This window comes from Bradyrhizobium sp. 22 (assembly GCF_000482425.1).
Taxonomy (GTDB): Bacteria; Pseudomonadota; Alphaproteobacteria; order Rhizobiales; family Xanthobacteraceae; genus Bradyrhizobium; species Bradyrhizobium japonicum_B.
This window is the reverse complement of sequence record NZ_KI519400.1, coordinates 1,500,531-1,521,791: the sequence shown is the minus strand read 5'-3', so window position 1 is coordinate 1,521,791 and position 21,261 is coordinate 1,500,531. Positions and strand designations below refer to the sequence as shown.

Here is a 21,261-nt window from a genome sequence, read left to right as displayed (position 1 = left end):
GTACCCGCAGCCGACGACCCCGGATGACGCTGCGCTCCATCCGGCTACGTCGCTCTGCTTGTCGCGGCTGACGACGGGGCGTAACCTCGCGCCATGAACGCCACGGCCCCAGATCTGAAAGCGTTCCTGCTCGCGACGCCGTTTTTCGGCGGCCTGTCGGACCCAGGCCTCGACCTCCTGGTGTCGATGCTGGCCGAGCGCCGCTTCGAGCCCGGTGCGACAATCGTTGCGGAAGGCGAGCCGGGCCGCTCGATGTTCATCGTGAAATCCGGACGGCTCGCGGTGAGCAAGCGGGCGAGCTCGGGCCGCGTCATCCCGATCTCCGTTCTCGAGCGCGGCGACTTCTTCGGCGAGATGACGCTGATCGAAATGCAGAACCGCTCGGCAACGGTGGTCGCGGAGGCGCCGACGGTGCTGTACGAGCTGACCGCCCAGGATCTCTATGCCTGCTACAAGGCCGACATCCACGCCTATGTGATCGTCCTGCAGAACATCAACCGCGAGCTGTGCCGGCGGCTGCGCCGGTCGGACGAGCGGTTCGCCGCGCGGCTGGTGAGCGACGGTTGACGGAGGGTCGGGTGTAGGTGGTTAGAGCCCGGCAGGGTTTTGGCTGGTTTCGCTTAGTGCGGCATCAGCAGCGGGCTCCTTCCCCCGCTTGCGGGGGAGGGTTGGGGAGAGGGTATCTCTGCGCAGGGATTGTTGAGAGCGACGGAGGGCGTCCCTGCGCGGCGAGAGCCCTCACCCGCCGCGCTCTGCGAGCGCGTCGGCCTCTCCCGCAAGCGGGAGAGGCGGAGCAAGCTCGCAAACAGTCCCCGTTTCATTTATACGCGATCGTCCTGCGCCGTAGCGGCAGCGACCCGTCGGGCAAAACACCCAAGCCCCCGTCAATCCCCTTGCGCAAAAATATTCCACTTTACCGAAATTCGGAAATGACGTATGTGTCGTCCATCCCGGCTCAACCAGGAGGGGCGATCTCGAGGTCGTCTTGATCGCGAGCCGGGCTTGCGGTGGACGCGGCAGCGTCGGCATGAGAGGTGCGGGCAGGGCGGGTAGTCCCTGTGAGCCCGTGGCCGCGTGCGGACGAACGGCGCTGCTAGGCTTCGTCTCGTCTGTAAGTTTCCGGCTTCGTCGACGGGGCACGGGATACTGCGGCGACATGGCGGGCCGTGCGTACGGCAAAACCGTGTGGTCCTGGCCGTCGTTGCTACGGTCAAGTCCAGCGGAGATGCGAGCGAGCCCAACCGGGCAGACTGCATCAATTCGCGGGGCGAGGGAGGCCAGAAGGAAAGTTCGGCTCCCGGGAGAGCACGGCATAAGCCGTCCGACCATCGCGCAGGGAAGGCCGAGTGATCGGCACCACCTGTATGCTGCTGTGCGGTTCTCTCTGCGTGTGCATTTCGCGCAGCGGACCGCGGGTGCCTGTCGGCACCCGGCCTTCCCTGCGCCCTCTCTACAAGAGAGGGCGAAAGCGAAGAGCAAAACTCGGGCGTTTCAGGCCGCGAGAACGCCGATCCGTGCGCGGTCGGCGCGAGGCGAATGATGCTGCCGGACAGATGCACGCATTCATTCCAATTTGCATCAATTTGATCGCATTTTATTGGGCCGGCGATGTGATCTTGTGTGGCACTCCTGCGTGGCGCCGTTGACGTCGAAGAGCAGGCGATGCCTCGATCGATGCAACCCGGCACTTCGAAGTTCAACACTTGGGTACGTAACACTTGGGCACGTTTCGAGCCGGTACATGAACAGGATACTTATCGGCTTGGCCGTCGTGCTGATCGGTGCTGTTGCGGCGGGAACCTCCGTCGCCAAGAAGCAGGCGTTCTTCGAATCGCATCGACGCAACCGCCAGATCATCCTTCATTATACGCTGGCCCGGGTCGACGATCCCATCATCGTTCTCGGTGACAGCCTGGTCGAAGCCGCAACGCTGCCGCGCGAGCACTGCGGTCATGCCATCGTCAATGCCGGCCTGGGCGGCGCCTCCACCACCAGCGACCTCGGCAATTGGTTGATGGATGTGCTCGACGGCAGGTCTGCCGCTGCGATCGTGGTGGCCCTGGGCATCAACGACGGGCTCGGAGCTGCGCGTGATTTGCCGGAGTTCAAGGCGAACTACAGTGCGCTGTTGGCGAAGCTTTCGGAGACGAGAGCCCGCATCGTCGTGCTGGCGGTGCCCCCACTCGAGGTGTCACCGAGTCTGGCCGCCGAAACGCAGGCGAAAGCGATGCGCCTGATCGAAAGCTACAATTCCGCCTTGCCTGAGCTCGCCAGCCGCGGCGGCGCGACCTTTGCCGCGCTGCCCCCCATGCCGGTGCCGCACACGATCGACGGGGTGCATCTGAACGCTGCCGGGTATCAGCTGTGGAATCAGGCCGTCCTGCAGGGAGCATCCGTCGCATGCAAGGCGAGCTGACGCCGATGATTGCTCCTGCGCGAGCGAACAAGCTGCTCGGATTGGAGCTGTTGCGGTTCCTGACGGCGTTCGCGATTCTGGTGTTTCACTATCGCCAATTCGCCTTCGTTGGCGACAGGGAGGTGGGGCTTCTCCAGGATCAACTGCCGCTCCATTGGCTGCTCGCGCCGCTCTATGGGAGCGGGCCCTATGCGGTCCGCGTCTTCTGGTGCATCAGCGGCTTCATCTTTTTCTGGAAGTATCGCGACGTGATCGCCGACCGGGTGCTCGACGGCTGGAAATTCTTCGTCCTGCGTTTCTCGCGGCTCTACCCGTTGCACCTCGCCACGCTCCTGCTCGTGGCCCTGCTGCAGCCCCTTTACGCCGGGCTTCACGGATCGTCGTTCGTGTATCAGAACAACGATCTCACGCATTTCGTGCTGCAGCTCGTGATGGCCGGCACCGCGACGTCGCAGCATGCGCTGAGCTTCAACGGCCCGATCTGGTCGGTGTCGGTGGAGGTGCTGGTCTACTTTGTCTTCTTCATGCTGTTGCTGGCGACCCGCTCCTGGTGGCTCAATGTGGCGCTGATCGCCGTCTGTCTGACGATTCCCGGAGAGGTCGCGGATTGCTTTACCTACTTCTACGTCGGCGGGCTCGCGGCGATGGCGCGCCAATCCCTGCAGTCCTCGCCCGCTCATGCGCGGGCGGTCGAAGGCGCCGCCTGGCTCGCTGTCGTGGCCGTGGTCTGCGGATATTGGCTGACGGGCGGCCAGCTGCGATCGATCGGCCTGTTGCTGCTTCTGATCTTTACGCCGCTGCTGCTCTATAGTCTTTCGCGCGATATCGTTCTGCCGGCCCGGCTGCAACGAATCGTCGAGGCGGCCGGCAACGTGACCTATTCAAGCTATCTGCTGCATTTCCCGATCCAGCTGGCGATGGTGCTGGGCTTTTCCCTGATGCAGGTCCCGATCCCGCTCTACGACGACGCGTTCTTCGCAACCTTCATCGGCATCACGCTGCTGGCGTCGCATGTCACCTATCGCTATTTCGAAGAACCGGCGCAGCGGCTGATCCGTGCCTCGTTGCTGCCGGTGCGCGGTGAGGCTGTCCGCCGCCCCGCCATGGCGTGAGCACGCCGCGGCGGTCCGCAGCCATAACCCTGGCGCAGGCCCGAACGCTCGATAAAATCAATGTTCACAGCAGGATGGATGGTGCTGCCAGACAGGATTGAACTGTCGACCTCTCCATTACCAATGGAGTGCTCTACCACTGAGCTACGGCAGCATGTGCTGGTGAAGAATCGGGCGCCCGAAGGGCCCTGCCAAGCGGGCCGATATCTGCCACAAGCCCCCCTCCCGCGCAAGCTTGCTAGGCCGGTCAAATCGAGAAAATCGGGCCGATATCGGGGCCAAAATGCTCGTTTTGGCTCGAAACCACCGGCATTCCGCCGATTCGAGGTCCGTTCATCCCCACCAACTGGCCAGGTGGCCAAACGATCGGATTCGGTCCATTTCGAGTTTCGTACGGTCGGATCGCAAGCAGCCTCTTGAGCTGCCGCAATCTCCGGGCATGGTATCGCCGATGGCCGGTATCGGATCCCCAATGATTGACGAGAACGAGAAGAGCGCGCGCCAGGCGAAGACATCCCGGGATGACCGGCTGAAATCGGCGCTGCGCGAAAACCTGAAGCGGCGAAAGCTGCAGGCGCGCGAACGCGCCGCTGGCGCTGAGCCCTCTCCAAACGACGATGGTTCCCTCGATGAGGGCACCGCCGGGAAAGCCGGCACTTGAGACGTTGCAATGGTGAGAATGACGATGGGGCAGGACGGACCGCAACGAAGCAATGGTGACGCGCTGATGTCGCGGTTCACCCGCCCCGAACAGACCTTTCCCACGCTGACGCCGGCCGAGATCGAGCGGATCGGGCATTTCGGCGAGGTCCGCAGCTACGAGGACGGCGAGTTCCTGTTCGAGACCGGCAAGCCCGGACCCGGCATGTTCGTGGTGCTGAAAGGCCACGTCGCCATCACCCAGCGCGACGGGCTTGGTCACGTCACGCCGATCATCGACCAGGGGCCGGGGCAATTTTTGGCCGAGCTCAGCCAGCTCTCGGGCCAGCCGGCGCTGGTCGACGGCCGCGCCGAGGGCGATGTCGAGACCCTGCTGCTGCCGCCGGATCGGCTGCGCGCGCTGCTGGTCGCCGAGGCCGAGCTCGGCGAGCGCATCATGCGCGCGCTGATCCTGCGCCGGGTCAATCTGATCCAGGGCGGCATCGGCGGCCCGGTGCTGATCGGGCCGCCGCATTCGGCCGGCGTGGTGCGGTTGCAGGGCTTCCTCACCCGCAACGGCCAGCCGCATCACCTGCTCGATCCCGAGCGCGATCGCGACGCCGCCGAGGTGATCGCGCGTTATTCGCCCAGGCCCGAGGACTGGCCACTGGTCGTTGCCGCCGATGGCGCGGTGCTGCGCAATCCCAGTGAGATCGAGCTTGCGCGCGCCATCGGCATGATCGGCGGCGCCAAGGATGACCGCATCTACGACGTCGCCGTCGTCGGCTGCGGGCCGGCCGGGCTCGCCACCGCCGTGTATGCGGCGTCCGAAGGGCTGTCGGTCGCCGTGCTCGACATCCGCGCCTTCGGCGGCCAGGCCGGCGCCAGCGCGCGCATCGAGAATTACCTGGGCTTTCCCACCGGCATTTCCGGCCAGGCCCTGACTGCGCGCGCCTTCACCCAGGCGCAAAAATTCGGCGCCGACATCATGATTCCGGTGACGGTGAAGTCGCTCGATTGCACGCGCACGGACGGCGCGTTCGCGGTGGCGCTCGACGGCTGCGATCCCTTGCGCTCGCGTTCGGTCGTGGTTGCGAGCGGCGCGCGCTATCGCCGGCCCGAGATCGCAAACCTCGACAAGTTCGAGGGACGTGGCGTCTGGTATTGGGCCTCACCGATCGAGGCGCGGCTCTGCGCCGGCGAGGAGGTCGCGCTGGTCGGTGCCGGCAATTCGGCGGGCCAGGCCGCCGTGTTCCTGTCGGGTCACGCCAGGCGCGTCCTGATGATCATCCGCGGCGGTGGTCTCGGGGCCAGCATGTCGCGCTATCTCATCGAGCGCATCGAAGCGACGCCGAACATCGAATTGATGTTCAACACCGAGATCACGGCGCTGGAAGGCGACGGGGCCTCGCTGCTGCGGCGCATCCACTGGAAGAGCCGGCTGTCCGACGACGTGGATTCCGCCGACATCCGCAATCTGTTTCTGTTCGTCGGCGCCGATCCCGCCACCGCCTGGCTCGACGGCTGCGGCGTGACGCTCGATCGCGGCGGCTTCGTCGTGACCGGCGCGCAGTCCGAGCAGAACCAGGGCCGCCTCGTGGCGCCGCTGGAGACCTCGGTGCCCGGTGTCTACGCCGTCGGCGACGTCCGCTCCGGCTCGGTCAAGCGCGTCGGCGGCGCCATCGGCGAGGGCGCCCAGGTCGTGGCCTCCCTGCACGGCTATCTCGGCGATGCCGCAAAACCGGCGCTTTAGGCAAGCAGAAGACAAGCAGATGGCAAGTCGAATGAGGCTTGCCATTGTGCCGGCAACTACAGACTATCCCCTCATCCTGAGGAGCCGCGCCAGCGGCGTCTCGAAGGATGAAGGCCCGGATGCATCTGGGCCTGCATGGTTCGAGACGCGTGCTTCGCACGCTCCTCACCATGAGGATCCAACAGAACAAGTTTCATAGGGAGGACTAAATGGCTGAAGTTGTCGTGCTCTATAAGACGCCCAAGGATGCTGCCGCCTTCGACAAGTACTATGCCGAGACGCATATTCCGCTCGCCAAGAAACTTCCCGGCCTGAAGAAGTACGCCGTCAGCAAGGGGCCGGTCGCATCCCCGACCGGGCCTTCCGGAATCCATCTCGTCGCCATCCTTACTTTCGACAGCGTGGCCGATATCCAGGCCGCATTCGGCAGCCCGGAAGGCAAGGCGACCGGCGCAGACGTGCCGAAATTCGCCAGCGGCGGCGCCGACCTCCTGATCTTCGACACCAAGGACGTGTGAAACTTCGACCTGACTTTCGTTGAGGCCTGCTCACGTTTGTGACAGCAGTGCAAAAAATTCAGCCATGCGTTTGTCGATTCGCACGATGACGCATGGCTTCGCATATCCATGCGACGACAACGCAGGTGGTAATCCGATGAGGACCGTAATATTACTTTCCTGAACCTCAATGGAGCGTAGGAGGAGATGTCATGGTCCTTGGCTTGAGCCTGCCCGCCTTCACGATGGTCCATGTCGTCATCAGCCTGATCGCCATCGCCGCCGGCCTCGTCGTGATGTTCGGCCTGCTCGGCTCGAAATCGATGCCGGGCCTCACCGCGATCTTCCTGGCTTTCACCATCCTCACCAGCGCCACCGGCTTCCTGTTTCCGTTCGAGAAGCTGTTGCCCTCGCACGTCATCGGCCTCATCTCGCTGGCGTTGCTCGCGATCGCCTGCGTCGCGCTCTACGGCATGAAGCTCGCCGGCGCCTGGCGTCCGGTCTATATCGTGACCGCGATGATCTCGCTTTATTTCAACGTCTTCGTGCTGGTGATCCAGTCGTTCCTCAAGGTGCCGGCGCTGGCCGCGCTCGCGCCGTCCGTGCCGCCGGCGCCGCCGTCGGGTCCGGTGTTCGCGGTGGTACAGGGCATCGTGCTGGTGTTCTTCGTCGTGCTCACCATCGGCGCCTGGCGCCGCTTCAAGCCGATGGCGTTTGCCTGATCGCTGACATCTCGTCATTCCGGGGCATCGCGCAGCGATGAACCCGGAATCCCGCACAATAATCTCCAGATTCCGGGTCCGCGCTAGCGCGCGTCCCGGAATGACTCGAGCTCAAAAGGAGTCCCACAATGCCCACCATCACCACCAAGGACGGCGTCGAGATCTTCTACAAGGATTGGGGCTCTGGCCAGCCGATCGTGTTCAGCCACGGCTGGCCGCTGTCGTCGGACGACTGGGACGCGCAGATGCTGTACTTCGTCACGCGCGGCTACCGCGTCGTCGCCCATGACCGCCGCGGCCACGGCCGCTCGGCGCAAGTCGCCGACGGTCACGACATGGATCATTATGCCGACGACCTTGCGGCCGTCACCGCGCATCTCGACCTCAAGAACGCCATTCATGTCGGCCATTCCACCGGCGGCGGCGAGGTCGTGCACTACATCGCGCGTCACGGCGAGAGCCGGGTGGCGAAGGCGGCGATCCTGTCGGCGGTGCCGCCGCTGATGGTGCAGACCCCCGCCAATCCAGGCGGCCTGCCGAAGAGCGTGTTCGACGATCTCCAGAAGCAGCTCGCCACCAGTCGCACGCAATTCTATCGCGACCTCCCCGCCGGCCCGTTCTACGGCTACAACCGTCCCGGCGCAAAGCCCTCGGAAGCGGTGATCCAGAACTGGTGGCGCCAGGGCATGATGGGCGGCGCGAAAGCGCATTACGACGGAATCGTCGCGTTCTCGCAGACCGACTTCACCGACGATCTCAAGAAGATCAACGTGCCCGTGCTGGTGATGCACGGCGACGACGACCAGATCGTGCCTTACGCCGATTCCGCGCCGCTCTCGGCCAAGCTGCTGAAGAAGGGCATCCTGAAGACCTACAAGGGCTTTCCGCACGGCATGCCGACCACGCATGCCGACACCATCAACGCCGATCTGTTGGCGTTCTTCAAGGAGTGAGGCGGCCGCGCCTGATCCGCCTCACCCCGGGAGGGGTATCCGCGGAAGGTGCTGGAGATGGCGGATATCAATAGCCTCTAGCCGGCCGGTCCGTTAATTTGGTGCGGAAATTTCGCGGCCCGTGCGCGTTGAGGCCGGTCCGTTCCGAAGGAGAAGCGCCGGCGATGTCGCCCCAGCTCAAACTGATCGCACTCGACGCCGACGATCTCGCCGTGATCTCGACCCATGTCCAGGACGCCCGCGTCCAGGCCTCCGACATCATCTGGCGACAGAGCGAGAAGCGGCTTGTGGTCGGAATGAGCCGGCTGGATTGGGAGCAGACGCTGGAGGGCGAGGCCGAGCCGCGCCGGCTGGTCGCCGCGCTGCGCTTCGACCGCGTGCTGGCCTGCAAGTCGCGCAACATCGACCTGGCTGCTCCGGACAAGGTGCTGGACCTCGTCGGCATCGAGTTTCACCCGAGAGACGGGCGCGCCGAGGAGCCCGCCGGCAGTGCCCTGCTCTTGTTCGCCCAAGGCGGCGCCATCCGGCTCGATGTCGAATGCCTGGAATGCGAGCTGACTGATCTCGGGGCGGACGCACTGGGAACGGGGATGGAGATCGAGGGTGAGACGTGAGGCGACCCGTATACCAGCCCCACCACCTCAGGTCCTGAGGGGCGACCGGCCCCCTACGAGGGTTGACGCCGCTTCCCCGCCGCGCCATTGAGCATGGGACCCGGTGCGCCCATCCGCCCCGGGACCAGCCAGAAGCCAAGCCAGACATGCCCGTTCGCCTCGACCGCAGCAGCGCCGATTTTGACCAGCGATTCGCGGCCTTCCTCGCTGCCAAGCGCGAGGCTTCGGCCGACGTCGAGGCTGCCGCGCGTGCCATCGTCGACGACGTCGCCAAGCGCGGTGACGCGGCCCTGCTCGAGGCCACCGCAAAGTTCGACCGCCTCAAGCTGGATGCCTCCGGCCTGCGCGTCACCGCCGCGGAGATCGAGGCCGCCACCGGGGCTTGCGATGCCGCGACGCTGGATGCGCTCAAGCTCGCGCGCGACCGCATCGAGAGCTACCACCGGCGGCAATTGCCGCAGGACGAGCGCTTCACCGACGCGCTCGGCGTCGAGCTCGGCTGGCGCTACACCGCGATCGAATCGGCCGGCCTCTACGTGCCCGGCGGTACCGCGGCCTATCCGTCCTCGGTGCTGATGAACGCGGTGCCCGCCAAGGTCGCTGGCGTCTCGCGCCTCGTGATGGTGGTGCCCTCGCCCGACGGCAAGCTCAATCCGCTGGTGCTGGCGGCCGCGCATCTCGGCGGCGTCACCGAGATTTACCGCGTCGGCGGGGCGCAGGCCGTGGCCGCGCTGGCGCACGGCACCGCGACCATCGCACCGGTCGCGAAGATCGTCGGCCCCGGCAATGCCTACGTCGCCGCCGCCAAGCGGCTGGTGTTCGGCAAGGTCGGCATCGACATGATCGCCGGCCCGTCCGAAGTGCTGGTGATCGCCGACGACACCGGCAATGCCGACTGGATCGCCGCCGACCTGCTGGCGCAGGCCGAGCACGATGCCAGTGCGCAATCGATCCTGATCACCGACTCGGCGCGCCTTGCCGCCGACGTCGAGAAGGCGGTCGAGGCGCAATTGAAGACGCTGCCGCGCGCCGCGATCGCCAGCGCGTCCTGGGCTGATTTCGGCGCCGTCATCATGGTCAATAATCTTGCCGACAGCATTCCGCTCGCCAATGCGATCGCCGCCGAGCATCTCGAGATCATGACCGTCGATCCCGATGCGCTTGCCGCGGAGATCCGCAACGCCGGCGCCGTGTTCCTCGGACCGCATACACCCGAGGCGATCGGCGATTACGTCGGCGGCTCCAACCACGTGCTGCCGACCGCGCGCTCGGCGCGATTCTCCTCGGGCCTGTCGGTGCACGACTTCATGAAGCGTACCTCCATCCTGAAATGCGGCCCGGACCAGCTCCGTGCGCTGGGACCGGCCGCGATGACGCTCGGCAAGGCGGAGGGGCTGGATGCTCATTCGCGCTCGATTGGATTGCGCCTCAATCTGTCATGACAAAGCCGCCCGAACAGGACGACTCCACCAATCGCATCGTCGGCGTCACGCTCGACGAGGAGTCGATCGGCCGTTCCGGGCCCGACATCGAGCACGAGCGTGCGATCGCGATCTACGACCTGATCGAGCAGAACCTGTTCGCGCCCGAGGGCGCGGAGGGGAAGGGCCCGTTCACGCTGCATATCGGCATCACCGGCAACCGCCTGATGTTCGACATCCGCCGTGAGGACGGCACGCCCGTGGTCGCGCATCTGCTGTCGCTGACGCCGTTCCGGCGGATCGTGAAGGACTATTTCATGATCTGCGACAGCTACTACCAGGCGATCCGCACCGCGACGCCGGACAAGATCGAGGCCATCGACATGGGTCGTCGCGGCATCCATGACGAGGGATCGCGCACGCTGCAGGAGCGGCTGAAGGGCAAGGTGCGGGTCGATTTCGAGACCTCGCGCCGGCTGTTCACGCTCATTACCGTCCTGCACTGGAAAGGTTAAATACGGATGGCTGCGCCCCCACGCGCAAGCAATCCGCAGTCCGTGCTGTTCGCCTGCGCGATGAACAGCGTGCGCTCGCCGATGGCCGAAAGCCTGCTGCAGCACATGTTTCCGCAGGGACTCTATGTGAAGTCGGCGGGCACCAGAAAAGGCGAGCTCGATCCGTTCGCCGTGGCCGTGATGGCCGAACTCGGCCAGGACATCTCCGCCCACAAGCCGCAGACCTTCGAGGAGCTGGAGGACTGGGAGGGCTTGAATTTCGACCTCATCATCACGCTCTCGCCCGAGGCGCACCACAAGGCGCTGGAGCTGACGCGGACGCTCGCGGCCGAGGTCGAATACTGGCCGACGCAGGATCCCACCACCATCGAGGGCAGCCGCGACCAGAAGTTGGCTGCCTATCGCGACGTCTGCGACCAACTGTTGATGCGCATCCGCCGGCGCTTCGCCAAGGTGGGAGCTGCCAGCGGGTAGCGCGCGCGCCCCGGACGCAGCGCAGCGCCCTTCGCGGTGCGCTGCAGAGCGGGGGCCCATCTCACCTCCAAGCGCAAGCTCATGGGTCCCGGCTCAGTGTCGCAGCATTTCATGCCGCGCCGCGTCCGGGACACGAGGCCTCCCGTAACACCGGCGTCACAGACCGCGGGCACAGCCATCTCGGCAATCTCGAATCACCAAAGCCTGGGTTCCCGGGTTGTGAAATCAGCCCCCTTCCGATAGGTTCCGCGCGCAATTCACCCCCGCTTCATCCCCAAATCACCTGATGCTTGGCCGCCCCAAATTCGTACTTGCCTCCGGTTCGCCGCGGCGCCTGTCGCTGCTCAACCAGGCCGGCATCGAGCCGGATGCACTCCGGCCGGCCGACGTCGACGAGACGCCGAGGCGAGGCGAGCTGCCGCGCGCCTGCGCCAACCGGCTGGCGCGGTCCAAGGCCGACGCGGCGCTGAAATCGGTGCAGCTCGACGACGAGTTGCGCGGCGCCTTCATCCTCGCCGCCGACACGGTGGTCGCGGTCGGCCGCCGCATCCTGCCCAAGGCCAACCTCGTGGATGAAGCGGCGCAGTGCCTGCGCCTGCTGTCGGGCCGCAATCACCGCGTCTACACCGCGATCTGCCTGGTCACGCCGCGCGAAGCCTTCCGCCAGCGCCTGGTCGAGACCCGCGTCCGCTTCAAGCGCCTCTCGGAGGACGACATCCAGGCCTATATCGGCTCCGGCGAATGGCGCGGCAAAGCCGGCGGCTACGCCGTGCAGGGCATCGCCGGCTCCTTCGTGGTGAAGATGGTGGGGTCCTACACCAATGTCGTCGGCCTGCCGCTCTACGAGACCACCACGTTGCTCGGCGGCGAGGGTTTTCCGATCCGCTTCGGCTGGCTCAATTCCACCGCCGTGTGAGCCGGCCAGCCGCGGCCTGACAGAATCGCGAAAACAACCCCATGCACAGTAGAATGGCCCGACGGGACGCATGTGCCGTCGCGCCGGGAACCCGTTCGCCGACGGGCTCATGAAACCTCTAACCCGCGCAAGCTGCCGACATCATGGACGACCAGGTCAAAAAGCCCGCCAGCCCACTCAAGACCTGCCCGATCTGCGGCAAGCCGCAATCGGAAGCCACCCGCCCGTTCTGCTCCCCGCGCTGCCGCGACGTCGACCTGAACCGCTGGCTGAAAGGCAGTTACGTCATCCCCGGCCGCGATGACGACCTCGATGACGTGGAATAACACGAAATATCAATCAGTTAGTTGAGCGCCCGCCCCGCCGCGCGCCAGCCGCGGCAGCTTGTGCACAGCCGGGCCGCGCCCGGCGAAGCCTCTTGGCGAAGCCGGGTGGACAGGCCGCTTCCGGCCCACTATAACCCGCCCGCTCGATGGGCTTTGGCCCCTCTGTTGGAGCACGCCCAGGTAGCTCAGTTGGTAGAGCATGCGACTGAAAATCGCAGTGTCGGTGGTTCGATTCCGCCCCTGGGCACCATTCGCCTGAGCCCAAACACACGATAGCCATCGTCGGGCTCGCGACCAGCGGAGCCACCCGCTCCCTCACCCCCGCCGCGCAAACACCAGTTGCCCGACGTCGATCTTTCCGGCCCGAAAGCCCGCCTCGCAATAGCACAGATAATATTCCCACAGCCGGCGGAAGGGCTCGTCGAAGCCGAGCGAGGTCAGGTCGGTCCAGGCCCGGCTGAAATTGTCGCGCCAGAGTGAGAGCGTCCTTGCGTAGTCCTGTCCGAACAGGCGCTCGCGAATGACGGGCAGTTCGAAGCGTTCGCCGAGCGCGCGCAGGATGTTGGCCGACGGCAGCATGCCGCCCGGAAAGATGTATCTCTGGATGAAGTCCACGCGCTGCCGATAGCTGCCAAAGAGCTCGTCGCGCACCGTGATGGCCTGAATGCCGGCGAGTCCCCCGGGCTTGAGGCGCTGCTTCAGCTGGTTGAAATAGGCAGGCCAGAATTGCTCGCCGACGGCCTCGATCATCTCGATGGAAGCAATGCGGTCGAAGCGACCATCCTGGTCGCGATAATCCTGCAGCCGAACCTCGACCTTTTCGGCGAGCCCGGCTTCAAAGATTCGGCGACGGGCGAATTCATGCTGCTCCTTGCTGATGGTGAGGGCCAATACGCTGGCGCCGTAAGTCTTGGCGGCGAATTCGGCGAAACCGCCCCAGCCGCATCCGATCTCGAGCACGCTCTGGCCGGGCCGCAATTCGATGGCCTGCGCCAGCTGTTCGTATTTGTGCTGTTGAGCGGCGGGAAGGTCGGCGGTCTCGGCCGGGAACAGCGCCGATGAGTACGTCATGCTGGAATCGAGCCACGCGGCGAAGAACTCGTTTCCGAGATCGTAATGCTTGTGGATGTTGTGCCTCGATCCCTCTTTCGTGTTCCGGCGCAGGCGATGAAGCGTCCGCCGGCACAGGCGAACCAGCATGCTTCCGGCAAAGGCGTTGTCGACCAAATCTTCGTTGAGACAGAACACGTAGAGAAGCTGGGCAAGATCGGGCGTGGACCAGTCGCCTCGAACATAGGCCTCGGCCATGCCGATATCGCCGCCGATGACGAGGCTGCGGGCGAACCTGTAATTGTTGAGCTCGATCGTGGCCGACGGGCCCGGAAGCTGGCCACGCAACGTGACCATTCTCTGGTCGGGAAGGCGCACGTGAATGGTGCCGCACCGAAGTTGCGATGCAAGGCGCAGAGCCAGGCGGGCAAAGAACGGGACGCCATCAAAGTGAAGGTCTTGATGGGTGGCTGCCAGGTCCATGGTTCAGATCTCGCGTTGTTTCAAACGAGGCACGTAAGGAACACCCTTCAACCAGAGCCGCATCGCTTCCCAGTGGATGGCTGCGATCACCTTGATGGTCAGGAAAGGCAAGGCGAACAGCGCCGCCAGCAGGGAGTGGCCGGTCAGAGCACGACGGCGTCCGCAGAATGCCGCCGCAAACATCGCGCCTTGTTCGCTGCTCTGCACGATTCTGACCTTCACATCCTGTTGCGGAGGAGAAACGCTGAAGCGGTAATGTGTTTCCATCTCCATGAAAGGCGAAACGTAGAACGCCTTCGGCTGGCTTTGGCGGATGGCGCAGCCCGGCTCCGCCTCCTGCACCGGGAGGACGTAGGAATGCATCTCTCCGAACGTGTTGCGGACTTCGTAGATCAACAGCGCGAGATTGCCGGATGCACCATAGCAAAAATAGATCGAAAGCGGGTTGAACACGTAGCCCAGGACCCTGGGATAACAGAGCAGCAGAACGCGGCCTCCGGTGAGGTCGATGTCGCGTTCCGCCGCAACGCGTCGGACGTATTGGCTGAGGCCCGCGTTGTTGCCGTCACCGTGATCCTGCTCGTGAAAGCTGAAGGGCGCCGCGCGATTGATGCCGAACAGCCACGACTGGCGCTCCGCTTCCTTCAGCCGGTCGAGATCGATCAGCAGGTTCATCACGCGGTAGGTGAACCTGTGCTGCACGGGGCGCCACCGCGCGTGCATCACTTTGCCCCAATAGAGTGTGGCGGGCGCCCTCGTATCCTCCGCTCTGGTCGGTGTCGTTCGGGCCATCGTGTTACTCGGCAGCCTCGGCCAGCAACGGGGCCGGTTGACGCCATGGAGCTTCGCTGCCGAGTGCCTCGGCAACGGAAATGCCGGCCTGCAAGCCATCCTCGTGAAAGCCGTAGCCGGTCCATGCGCCGCAGAACCAGGTTCGCCGACGCCCTTGAATCGTGGGGAGTCGCCGCTGCGCCGCGAATGCAGCCAGGTCGTATTGCGGATGGGCGAAGCTGAATTTTCCAAACGTCAGATCGGCCGCCGGCTCGAAGGGAGGGTTGAGGCTGACGAACAACGGCTTGCGCTCGTCGATGCCCTGCAGCCGGTTCATCCAATAGGTCACCGCGACGTCGTTCTGGGCGGGTGTTTGCCGCGGCCACCGCAGGAAGTTCCAGGATGCCCATGCCTGACGCCGGCGGGGCATGAGACGGGGATCGCGGTGCAGATAGACGGTGTTGGGGGCGTATCTGATCGCCCCGAGAATCGAACGCTCCTGGGCGTCGGCATCCGACAGGGCCGCCAAGGCCTGATCGCTGTGACAGGCCATCACAACGGCATCGTAACTTTCCACACCGCCATGACTGTCGCGGACGGTCACGCCAGACCCAGCTCGGTTGATCGATGTCACCGCACAGCCTAGCCGAATGTTGTGCTTGAACAAAGCGGTCAGCTTGTCGACATAGCGCCGGCTGCCGCCCTCCACGGTCCGCCAGCGCGGTCGATCGAGGTGCAAGAGCCGGTGATTGTTGAAGAAGGCGACGAAGTTCTCCGCCGGGAAAGACAGAATGTCATCCGATGAGGACGACCAGATGGCCGCCCCCATCGGACCGAGATAGTCGGAGAACAGGCGCGAACCGAATGATTCCTTGCGCAGATACTCGTCGAGGGTCAGGTTGTGCAGCCGGCCGGCGTGCAGATCGGCGACGCTTTGCCGATTGAACCGCATGACCTCGGCCAGCATGCGAAAGTAGGACGGCGATGCGAGGTTGCGCGGTTGCGCAAACAGGCCGCAGGCCGTTTGCAACGCGGTCTCGCCGCCGCCACGCCATTCGAATCGGCCATGATCGACGGACATGGCGAAGCTCATGCAAGTCTCGATGGTCTTCACGCCCAGATGCGTGAACAGGGAGGTCAATTGCGGGTAGTTCGCCTCGTTGAACACGATGAAGCCGACGTCCACGTCGATCGGCTCACCGTCATAGTCGATGCGAACGGTATGACTATGTCCCCCCGGCTGTAGCTCACGCTCGTAAACAGTGACGGCGTAACGTTTCGACAGGAGCCACGCGGCGGCATTGCCGGCAATTCCCGTCCCGATCACGGCCAAACGCATTCTCTGTCGCCCCCACTGCGGTACCGTCAGCGACGGCCCTCGAAACAATCGTTAGGGAACGCTTGGCGAGATGGCGCGGATCACTTTGGGCCGTCCGGCGCCCCGCCGCCGACCGAAACCGGCGCCCCCAGCGGCCGTATCCAGAAAGGTCGATTCCGGTGAGGGTATGATTCTTCTGCACATTCAGGCGATCGGCGGCATTGCTTTGGCCCTCAGCCTTTTGATGGCGCTGGCCTGGCTCGTTCAGCAGCGCACCGGCAATTCCGGCTGGGTCGACGCGATCTGGTCCTACGCGACCGGCCTCGTCGGCGCGGGTGCAGCTTTATGGCCGCTCGACGGAGGTTCCCCGGCTCGCCGGCTGCTGGTCGGAGCGCTTGTGCTGCTTTGGTCGGTGAGGCTTGGAACGCACATTGCGCGCCGCTCCGCAGCGGGGATCGACGATCCACGCTACGCGAACTATGCGCGGCAATGGGGAGCCGCTGCGCCTCGCCGGATGTTCCTGTTCCTGCAGTCGCAGGCGCTGGTCTCGGTGCCGCTGCCGTTCGCCGTCTTCCTCGCGGCGCATGCGCCGGCGCCTGAACTGCGCCTGCAGGACTATGCCGGGATCGTCATCATCCTGATTGCCGTCGCCGGCGAGGCATTGGCGGACCGGCAGCTGCGGCGCTTCAAGCTCAGCCCATCCAACGCCGGGCTCGTCTGCGATGTCGGTCTATGGCGCTGGTCGCGTCATCCGAACTATTTCTTCGAATGGCTGGGGTGGCTGGCTTACCCGGTCATCGCGCTGTCGCCCGGATATGCATGGGGTTGGGCCAGTCTGGCGGCGCCAGCGATCATGTACTGGATCCTGGTCCATGTGACGGGAATACCGCCGCTTGAGGAGCAGATGCTGAAATCGCGCGGCGAGCGATATCGTCAGTATCAGGCGCGCACCAGCGCATTCTTCCCATGGCCGGTGCGACAGGTTGTGTGATCATGTTCTGGCGATTGCGGACTGCTGACTGGCCGCAAAGGCAAGTGACTTGCCGATGTGATCCGCCACGGCTTGCGGGTCGTTAACCTGACGATCGGCGCGATGAGCCGGTCAGATGCAGCCGGACTGGGAACGCGGGCATGAACCTTTTCTTGACCTATCTTGCGGTGGCCGTGACCTTCGTTGCGATCGACATGGTCTGGCTCACGATCATGGTCGAGAGGCTGTATCGGCCGGTGCTGGGAGATATGTTGCGGGCGAAGCCCAACCTGGCGGCCGCGGCCGCGTTCTACCTGTTGTATCCCGTCGGCCTGATCTGGTTTGCCGTGCTGCCCGCGCAGCAGGATGGCGGCGCGCTGCGCGCGTTCACATCCGGCCTGCTGCTCGGCTGTTTCACCTACGCGACCTACGATCTGACCAACCAGGCGACGCTGCGCAACTGGTCGACCGGACTGACCCTTGCGGACGTTTGCTGGGGATCGCTTCTCGCCGGCATCAGTGCCTGGATCGGATTCGTTGTCGCGCAGAAGCTGGCGCACTGATCCCGCGCAACCAAGGCTTGGCGGACGGAGCTGGGTTGAGCTCGCATCAGCGGGCCTCGCGTCAGGTCTGCTTCCGGTCTCCGAGCTGCCCGAACGCTTCCCGGGTTTCCGCGATCTTGTCGGACAGGGATTTGAACGCCCTCTGAGCTTGCAGCTTCGACTCCTGGTCGAGCAAAAGGCCTGCGAGATCGACCAGTCGACCGCCCATGCGCTCCATCATTGCGAGCAGCCGATCGGCGTCGGCTGCAGGCTCGTCGGATGCGATACCTTCGACGTCTCGCACGATCGCTTCGAGCCTTGCCGTCGCGGCGACAAGTCGGTTCTCGCGTCCACGCTCGGGAAATTCAATGATCTCGGCGTCCATGCACGGGCTCTTGCCGGCTTCAGGCTGCGGCCGATGCGGCAAGGCAATCCTTGCGCACCGTCAACATGGTCCGGTGCAGCCAGGTCTTGATGGTGCCGACCGGCACGCCGAAGCGCTGAGACAGGCTCGCGCGGCTCTCACCTTCGAGATAAGCCAGAGCGACCAGCCTGCGGCGATCTGCCGGCAGGCGAGCCAATGCTCCCAAGGCAATCGGTTCGGCGCCGGCGTAATCGAAATCCTCGGCCGGCGGCGGCCCGGCCGATGCCGGGATCGCGAGCGCCTGGTCCAGTTCGACACTTGGCTGCCGCCTGATGCGCAGGTGATCGATCGCGGTGTTCCGAACGATTGCGGACATCCAGGTCATGGCCGATGCCCGGCCGGAATCGAACCGAGCGGCGTTGCGCCAGATCTTCAAGAAGCTCTCCTGGAGGATGTCATCGACATCGTGCGGCGAGGCGCCAACGGCCAGCGCGATCCTGCGCAGTCTGCCGCGCGTCAACGCATGGAGCTCTGCGAAGGCGCGTGGCTCGCCTGCGGAGACGCGGGCAAGCACTTCCTGCAACCTCTCGCTCTGCACCTGACTTGCCGGACTCGAACAGGCCATGTCCTGTCTCCCTTGCGTTTCCTACGAAACGCTCGGGGCGCAGGGCCGGATCACCTGGCGGGAGAAGGGTAGGTTACAGGCGCACGAACGGCCCGATCAGTCGGCCGAGCAAGCCGTTCATGCGCAGGTCGCCGGTCATCGCGACCAGGCAGAGGCAAGGGCCTTCGGTGCCGACGATGGGACGATGATCGATCTCGTCGTCGCCGTAGTCGAAATCTCCGGGGCCAAAGCGTCCGCCCTCATGGCTGAAGCTGCCCTCGAGCACGAGCGTCAACTCGGTGCCGGTGTGGGTGTGTTCGAGCATGCGCGAGCCTGGCGCTGACCGAAGCAGGAAGGCACGGGCCGTGCCCGGGCCGGACAGCTCGATCGGTCGCAGGCTGAGACCCGGCGCGACACGCCGCCGCTTGCCGATGCGATACTTCCGCAGTGCCGGCGGAATATCATCATCCGTGTCGAACGTGAGGGGAGCCGGGGCCGTATGTGCCGGAGCGTCGTGAATTCGCGACATCACGCGATCGAACGCATCCGGTGCGGTGGGCACCGGCTCGACATCCTCCAGCGCGGCGCCCGCGAGCTGCTCGATGGCCTGCACGAAGCGGGCGCAGTGCGCGCAGCCTGCCACGTGTACCCCGACGACCAGATGATGGGCCTCTTCCAGCCTGCCGGCCGCGAAATCGGCCAGAATATCTTCCGGCGGATGATGGCTGATCGTCATGCTTCTTCGTCCAAAATGTCGCGTAAACGGTTCATCGCCAGCCTGATCCGTGACTTGACCGTCCCGAGCGGAATCCCGAGCGCGCTCGCGATTTCCGGATGCGGTCTTTCCTCGATGAACGATAGCTTCACCACCGTGGATTGCTCCGCCGAGAGTTGCTTGATGGCTGACGCGATCCGTGCGGCTTCCTGCCCGCGCGAAATCAGGATATCGGCCGGTTCGGCTTGATCCGCTGCATCAGGCAGCTCAGATCCGGCTTCCAGGCGGTCGAGCCGGGCCCGGCGGCGGAACAAATCGATCCGCAGATTGCGCGCGATCGTGAAAATCCAGGCCGGCGCGCCCGCGGTCGCCGGATCGAACTGGTGCGCCTTCCGCCACACGGCGATCATGGTGTTTTGGGCGATCTCTTCCGCCTCGTCGGGGCTGCAACCGGCCTTGAGCATCAGCCCCTTGATGCGGGGCGCGAAATGCTCGAACAGCCGCTTGAAAGCCTCCCGGTCGCCGTCAGAGGCGACGCGTCCGATCAAATCAGCCCAATCCACCTTTGTCTTCGGCCCTTTGCTCGCACCAATCGACAGCCGCGCCACAACCCTCCGGGGAAAACCAGCCTCAGCCCGGATTGGCACATTCAAAGCCCGGATAGCAGCGATCATAGCGCCTCGACAAGCGACCTCTTGGGCTGAGAACGACCAGGGCCGGCCGCCGGATCACTGCGGAACGCGGGTTTTTGCGAGTTCCGGAAGGTCCGCCGGCGTGGCCGTCGGCTCTGGCACTCCGCTTGCTCAGTCCTGACCAAAGCCGGGCCTCGGCGGAGAGGCCCGTTTCAGGTTGAGGCAAGCGATGCAAGAAGTGTCCCGTACTGGTACTGCCGGCGAGCTCCGGCTCGATGCGTTGATCGCCGATCTGTGGTGGCGCGTTCGGCTCTTGAATACGGATATTCTGGAAGTGGAGGCCAAAGCCGGGGTGTTCGACGCGCAGCAGCCGACCTATCCGCTCCTTGCGCTTAACCTTCGCGCGCGGCGGGACAATCTGGTCGCCACGATCGCCATGCTCGAGCAGCGCGCGAAATCGCTGTCGGAAGCGGCTTGAGAGCGGCCGCCGCCGACATCGGAAGCGGCTGCGATGTCGCGCGCCTGGCGAGACGACGCATCGACCGTCAGCGCGTGACCAGTTGAACGAACGGGTTCGGCACCGTTTCGCCTGATGCCGACCATCCGGCGTATTGTCCGAGAATGCTACCGCGACAGGCAAGGCACGGTCTTCCTCAAAAGCCCGATGATCGCCCCGCGCGCAACGCCGATGTCCATTCGCGATTGTGAGGCGTGAGCACACGCCAGCTTCGCGCCGCCATGCTATGGCTGTTCCCGCAATCTGCCGCGAGGACTTCCATGCTTCCTATTCCCGCCGACATCTTCACCGAGCCCGAGGACGTCTCGCCGGACGGCCTTGCCAATCTCGGTCCGCTGCGCCGCCTCGCCGGTCGTTGGCAGGCGGACAAGGGCATCGACATCAATCCGAAGGCGGACGGGCCGGAACGACGGACCTTCATCGAGCGCATCCGGATGGACCCGATCGATCCGCAGGCCAACGGCCCGCAGCTGCTCTACGGGCTGCGCTATCACATCCACATCAACACGCCCGAGGAAGACATCACCTTCCACGACCAGGTCGGCTATTGGCTGTGGGAGCCCGCGACCGGGCTGATCATGCAGACGCTGGCGATTCCGCGCGGGCAGGTGCTGCTGGCCTCGGGCAAGGCCGCATCCGGCGATAAGACCATCTCGGTCACCGCCAGGCGCGGCGACACCGCCTACGGGATTTGCTCGACCGACTTCCTGGAACAGGCGTTCCGCACCGATTCCTATCGCTGCGACATCACCTTCAACGACGACGGCAGCTGGACCTATCTGATCCAGACCGAGTTGTTCGTGCGCGGCGCGCCGTTCAATCATCGCGACACCAACACGCTGCAGCTGGTCGCACCGCCAGAGCCCAATCCGCTCGCAATGATCGTCAACGATCGCGCAGGGGGCGATGACAAGGGCGATCGGCCCACGGCGTGAAG

At 64.8% G+C, this 21,261-nt stretch carries 25 protein-coding genes and 2 tRNA genes; 19 read left to right on the top strand and 8 right to left on the bottom strand.

The genetic code is table 11. The features are described 5' to 3' along the window. Positions 1–93: 93 nt before the first annotated feature. The 3 genes from K410_RS0132505 to K410_RS0132495 all read left to right on the top strand — a co-directional run bounded on the left by K410_RS0132505 (position 94) and on the right by K410_RS0132495 (position 3,528). Complete coding sequence (locus K410_RS0132505; protein ID WP_028138749.1) at positions 94–567, top strand: cyclic nucleotide-binding domain-containing protein; 474 nt, start codon at positions 94–96, stop codon at positions 565–567. A 1,204-nt stretch (positions 568–1,771) separates the two neighbouring features. Further along, the gene (locus tag K410_RS0132500; protein ID WP_245269602.1) at positions 1,772–2,416 is read left to right on the top strand and encodes an SGNH/GDSL hydrolase family protein; all 645 of its coding nucleotides are present in this window, start codon (positions 1,772–1,774) and stop codon (positions 2,414–2,416) included. Next, the gene (locus K410_RS0132495) at positions 2,401–3,528 is read left to right on the top strand and encodes an acyltransferase family protein (RefSeq protein ID WP_245269573.1); all 1,128 of its coding nucleotides are present in this window, start codon (positions 2,401–2,403) and stop codon (positions 3,526–3,528) included. The genes K410_RS0132500 and K410_RS0132495 overlap by 16 nt, the downstream gene beginning before the upstream one ends. 79 nt (positions 3,529–3,607) lie before the next feature. Here K410_RS0132495 and K410_RS0132490 read toward each other — a convergent pair. Next, positions 3,608–3,682 (bottom strand) — tRNA-Thr (locus tag K410_RS0132490). A 318-nt stretch (positions 3,683–4,000) separates the two neighbouring features. Here K410_RS0132490 and K410_RS0132485 point away from each other — a divergent pair. From K410_RS0132485 to K410_RS0132425, 12 genes are all read left to right on the top strand, one after another. After that, positions 4,001–4,189: a hypothetical protein gene (locus tag K410_RS0132485; protein WP_028138746.1), complete on the top strand. Its 189-nt coding sequence runs from the start codon at positions 4,001–4,003 to the stop codon at positions 4,187–4,189. Positions 4,190–4,213: 24 nt separating this feature from the next. Beyond that, the gene (locus K410_RS0132480) at positions 4,214–5,920 is read left to right on the top strand and encodes an FAD-dependent oxidoreductase (protein ID WP_028138745.1); all 1,707 of its coding nucleotides are present in this window, start codon (positions 4,214–4,216) and stop codon (positions 5,918–5,920) included. 209 nt (positions 5,921–6,129) lie between these two features. Beyond that, the gene (locus K410_RS0132470; protein ID WP_028138744.1) at positions 6,130–6,438 is read left to right on the top strand and encodes an EthD family reductase; all 309 of its coding nucleotides are present in this window, start codon (positions 6,130–6,132) and stop codon (positions 6,436–6,438) included. A 191-nt stretch (positions 6,439–6,629) separates the two neighbouring features. Beyond that, positions 6,630–7,139 carry a hypothetical protein gene (locus K410_RS0132465; protein ID WP_028138743.1) on the top strand — a complete coding sequence of 170 codons (510 nt, stop codon included), beginning with the start codon at positions 6,630–6,632 and terminating at the stop codon, positions 7,137–7,139. Between the two features lie 128 nt (positions 7,140–7,267). Then, positions 7,268–8,092 (top strand): alpha/beta fold hydrolase, encoded by an 825-nt coding sequence (locus K410_RS0132460; protein WP_028138742.1) that lies wholly within the window; start codon positions 7,268–7,270, stop codon positions 8,090–8,092. 164 nt (positions 8,093–8,256) lie between these two features. Then, entirely contained in the window at positions 8,257–8,706 is a 450-nt protein-coding gene (locus K410_RS0132455; protein ID WP_028138741.1) for a DUF2948 family protein, read from the top strand. A 146-nt stretch (positions 8,707–8,852) separates the two neighbouring features. After that, a complete protein-coding gene (gene hisD / locus K410_RS0132450) occupies positions 8,853–10,148 on the top strand; it encodes a histidinol dehydrogenase (RefSeq protein ID WP_028138740.1) in 1,296 nt (431 codons plus the stop codon). Beyond that, positions 10,145–10,642 (top strand): UPF0262 family protein, encoded by a 498-nt coding sequence (locus K410_RS0132445; RefSeq protein WP_028138739.1) that lies wholly within the window; start codon positions 10,145–10,147, stop codon positions 10,640–10,642. Before hisD ends, K410_RS0132445 begins: the two co-directional genes overlap by 4 nt. Before the next feature lie 6 nt (positions 10,643–10,648). Then, a complete protein-coding gene (locus K410_RS0132440) occupies positions 10,649–11,116 on the top strand; it encodes an arsenate-mycothiol transferase ArsC (protein WP_028138738.1) in 468 nt (155 codons plus the stop codon). Between the two features lie 286 nt (positions 11,117–11,402). Continuing rightward, positions 11,403–12,032: a Maf-like protein gene (locus K410_RS0132435; RefSeq protein WP_028138737.1), complete on the top strand. Its 630-nt coding sequence runs from the start codon at positions 11,403–11,405 to the stop codon at positions 12,030–12,032. A 143-nt stretch (positions 12,033–12,175) separates the two neighbouring features. Continuing rightward, positions 12,176–12,358: a DNA gyrase inhibitor YacG gene (yacG, locus tag K410_RS0132430; protein ID WP_028138736.1), complete on the top strand. Its 183-nt coding sequence runs from the start codon at positions 12,176–12,178 to the stop codon at positions 12,356–12,358. Positions 12,359–12,532: 174 nt separating this feature from the next. Next, positions 12,533–12,608, top strand: a tRNA-Phe gene (locus K410_RS0132425). Positions 12,609–12,673: 65 nt separating this feature from the next. Here K410_RS0132425 and K410_RS0132420 read toward each other — a convergent pair. The 3 genes from K410_RS0132420 to K410_RS0132410 all read right to left on the bottom strand — a co-directional run bounded on the left by K410_RS0132420 (position 12,674) and on the right by K410_RS0132410 (position 16,001). Next, complete coding sequence (locus tag K410_RS0132420; RefSeq protein WP_028138735.1) at positions 12,674–13,891, bottom strand: SAM-dependent methyltransferase; 1,218 nt, start codon at positions 13,889–13,891, stop codon at positions 12,674–12,676. 3 nt (positions 13,892–13,894) lie between these two features. Beyond that, complete coding sequence (locus K410_RS37570; protein ID WP_433994219.1) at positions 13,895–14,614, bottom strand: DUF1365 domain-containing protein; 720 nt, start codon at positions 14,612–14,614, stop codon at positions 13,895–13,897. 73 nt (positions 14,615–14,687) lie between these two features. Continuing rightward, on the bottom strand, positions 14,688–16,001 hold the full coding sequence (locus tag K410_RS0132410) for an NAD(P)/FAD-dependent oxidoreductase (protein ID WP_028138734.1): 1,314 nt from the start codon (positions 15,999–16,001) through the stop codon (positions 14,688–14,690). Positions 16,002–16,167: 166 nt separating this feature from the next. Between K410_RS0132410 and K410_RS0132405 the strand changes: the two genes are divergently transcribed. Together K410_RS0132405 and K410_RS0132400 are read left to right on the top strand one after the other, a co-directional pair. Further along, complete coding sequence (locus K410_RS0132405) at positions 16,168–16,971, top strand: DUF1295 domain-containing protein (RefSeq protein WP_028138733.1); 804 nt, start codon at positions 16,168–16,170, stop codon at positions 16,969–16,971. Positions 16,972–17,111: 140 nt separating this feature from the next. Next, positions 17,112–17,513 (top strand): DUF2177 family protein, encoded by a 402-nt coding sequence (locus tag K410_RS0132400; protein WP_028138732.1) that lies wholly within the window; start codon positions 17,112–17,114, stop codon positions 17,511–17,513. A 61-nt stretch (positions 17,514–17,574) separates the two neighbouring features. On the opposite strand, the gene K410_RS0132395 is transcribed toward K410_RS0132400, so the two are convergent. The 4 genes from K410_RS0132395 to K410_RS0132380 all read right to left on the bottom strand — a co-directional run bounded on the left by K410_RS0132395 (position 17,575) and on the right by K410_RS0132380 (position 19,738). Then, positions 17,575–17,877 (bottom strand): hypothetical protein, encoded by a 303-nt coding sequence (locus K410_RS0132395; RefSeq protein ID WP_155253782.1) that lies wholly within the window; start codon positions 17,875–17,877, stop codon positions 17,575–17,577. 19 nt (positions 17,878–17,896) lie between these two features. Next, a complete protein-coding gene (locus K410_RS0132390; protein WP_049820409.1) occupies positions 17,897–18,481 on the bottom strand; it encodes an RNA polymerase sigma factor in 585 nt (194 codons plus the stop codon). A gap of 73 nt (positions 18,482–18,554) precedes the next feature. Continuing rightward, positions 18,555–19,196 carry a ChrR family anti-sigma-E factor gene (locus K410_RS0132385; RefSeq protein WP_028138729.1) on the bottom strand — a complete coding sequence of 214 codons (642 nt, stop codon included), beginning with the start codon at positions 19,194–19,196 and terminating at the stop codon, positions 18,555–18,557. Then, entirely contained in the window at positions 19,193–19,738 is a 546-nt protein-coding gene (locus K410_RS0132380) for a sigma-70 family RNA polymerase sigma factor (protein ID WP_028138728.1), read from the bottom strand. The genes K410_RS0132385 and K410_RS0132380 overlap by 4 nt, the downstream gene beginning before the upstream one ends. Before the next feature lie 298 nt (positions 19,739–20,036). Between K410_RS0132380 and K410_RS0132375 the strand changes: the two genes are divergently transcribed. Both K410_RS0132375 and K410_RS0132370 read left to right on the top strand, forming a co-directional pair. Then, positions 20,037–20,285, top strand: a complete 249-nt coding sequence (locus tag K410_RS0132375; protein ID WP_028138727.1) for a hypothetical protein — start codon at positions 20,037–20,039, stop codon at positions 20,283–20,285. A 299-nt stretch (positions 20,286–20,584) separates the two neighbouring features. Next, a complete protein-coding gene (locus tag K410_RS0132370) occupies positions 20,585–21,259 on the top strand; it encodes an FABP family protein (RefSeq protein ID WP_028138726.1) in 675 nt (224 codons plus the stop codon). Positions 21,260–21,261 lie beyond the last annotated feature (2 nt).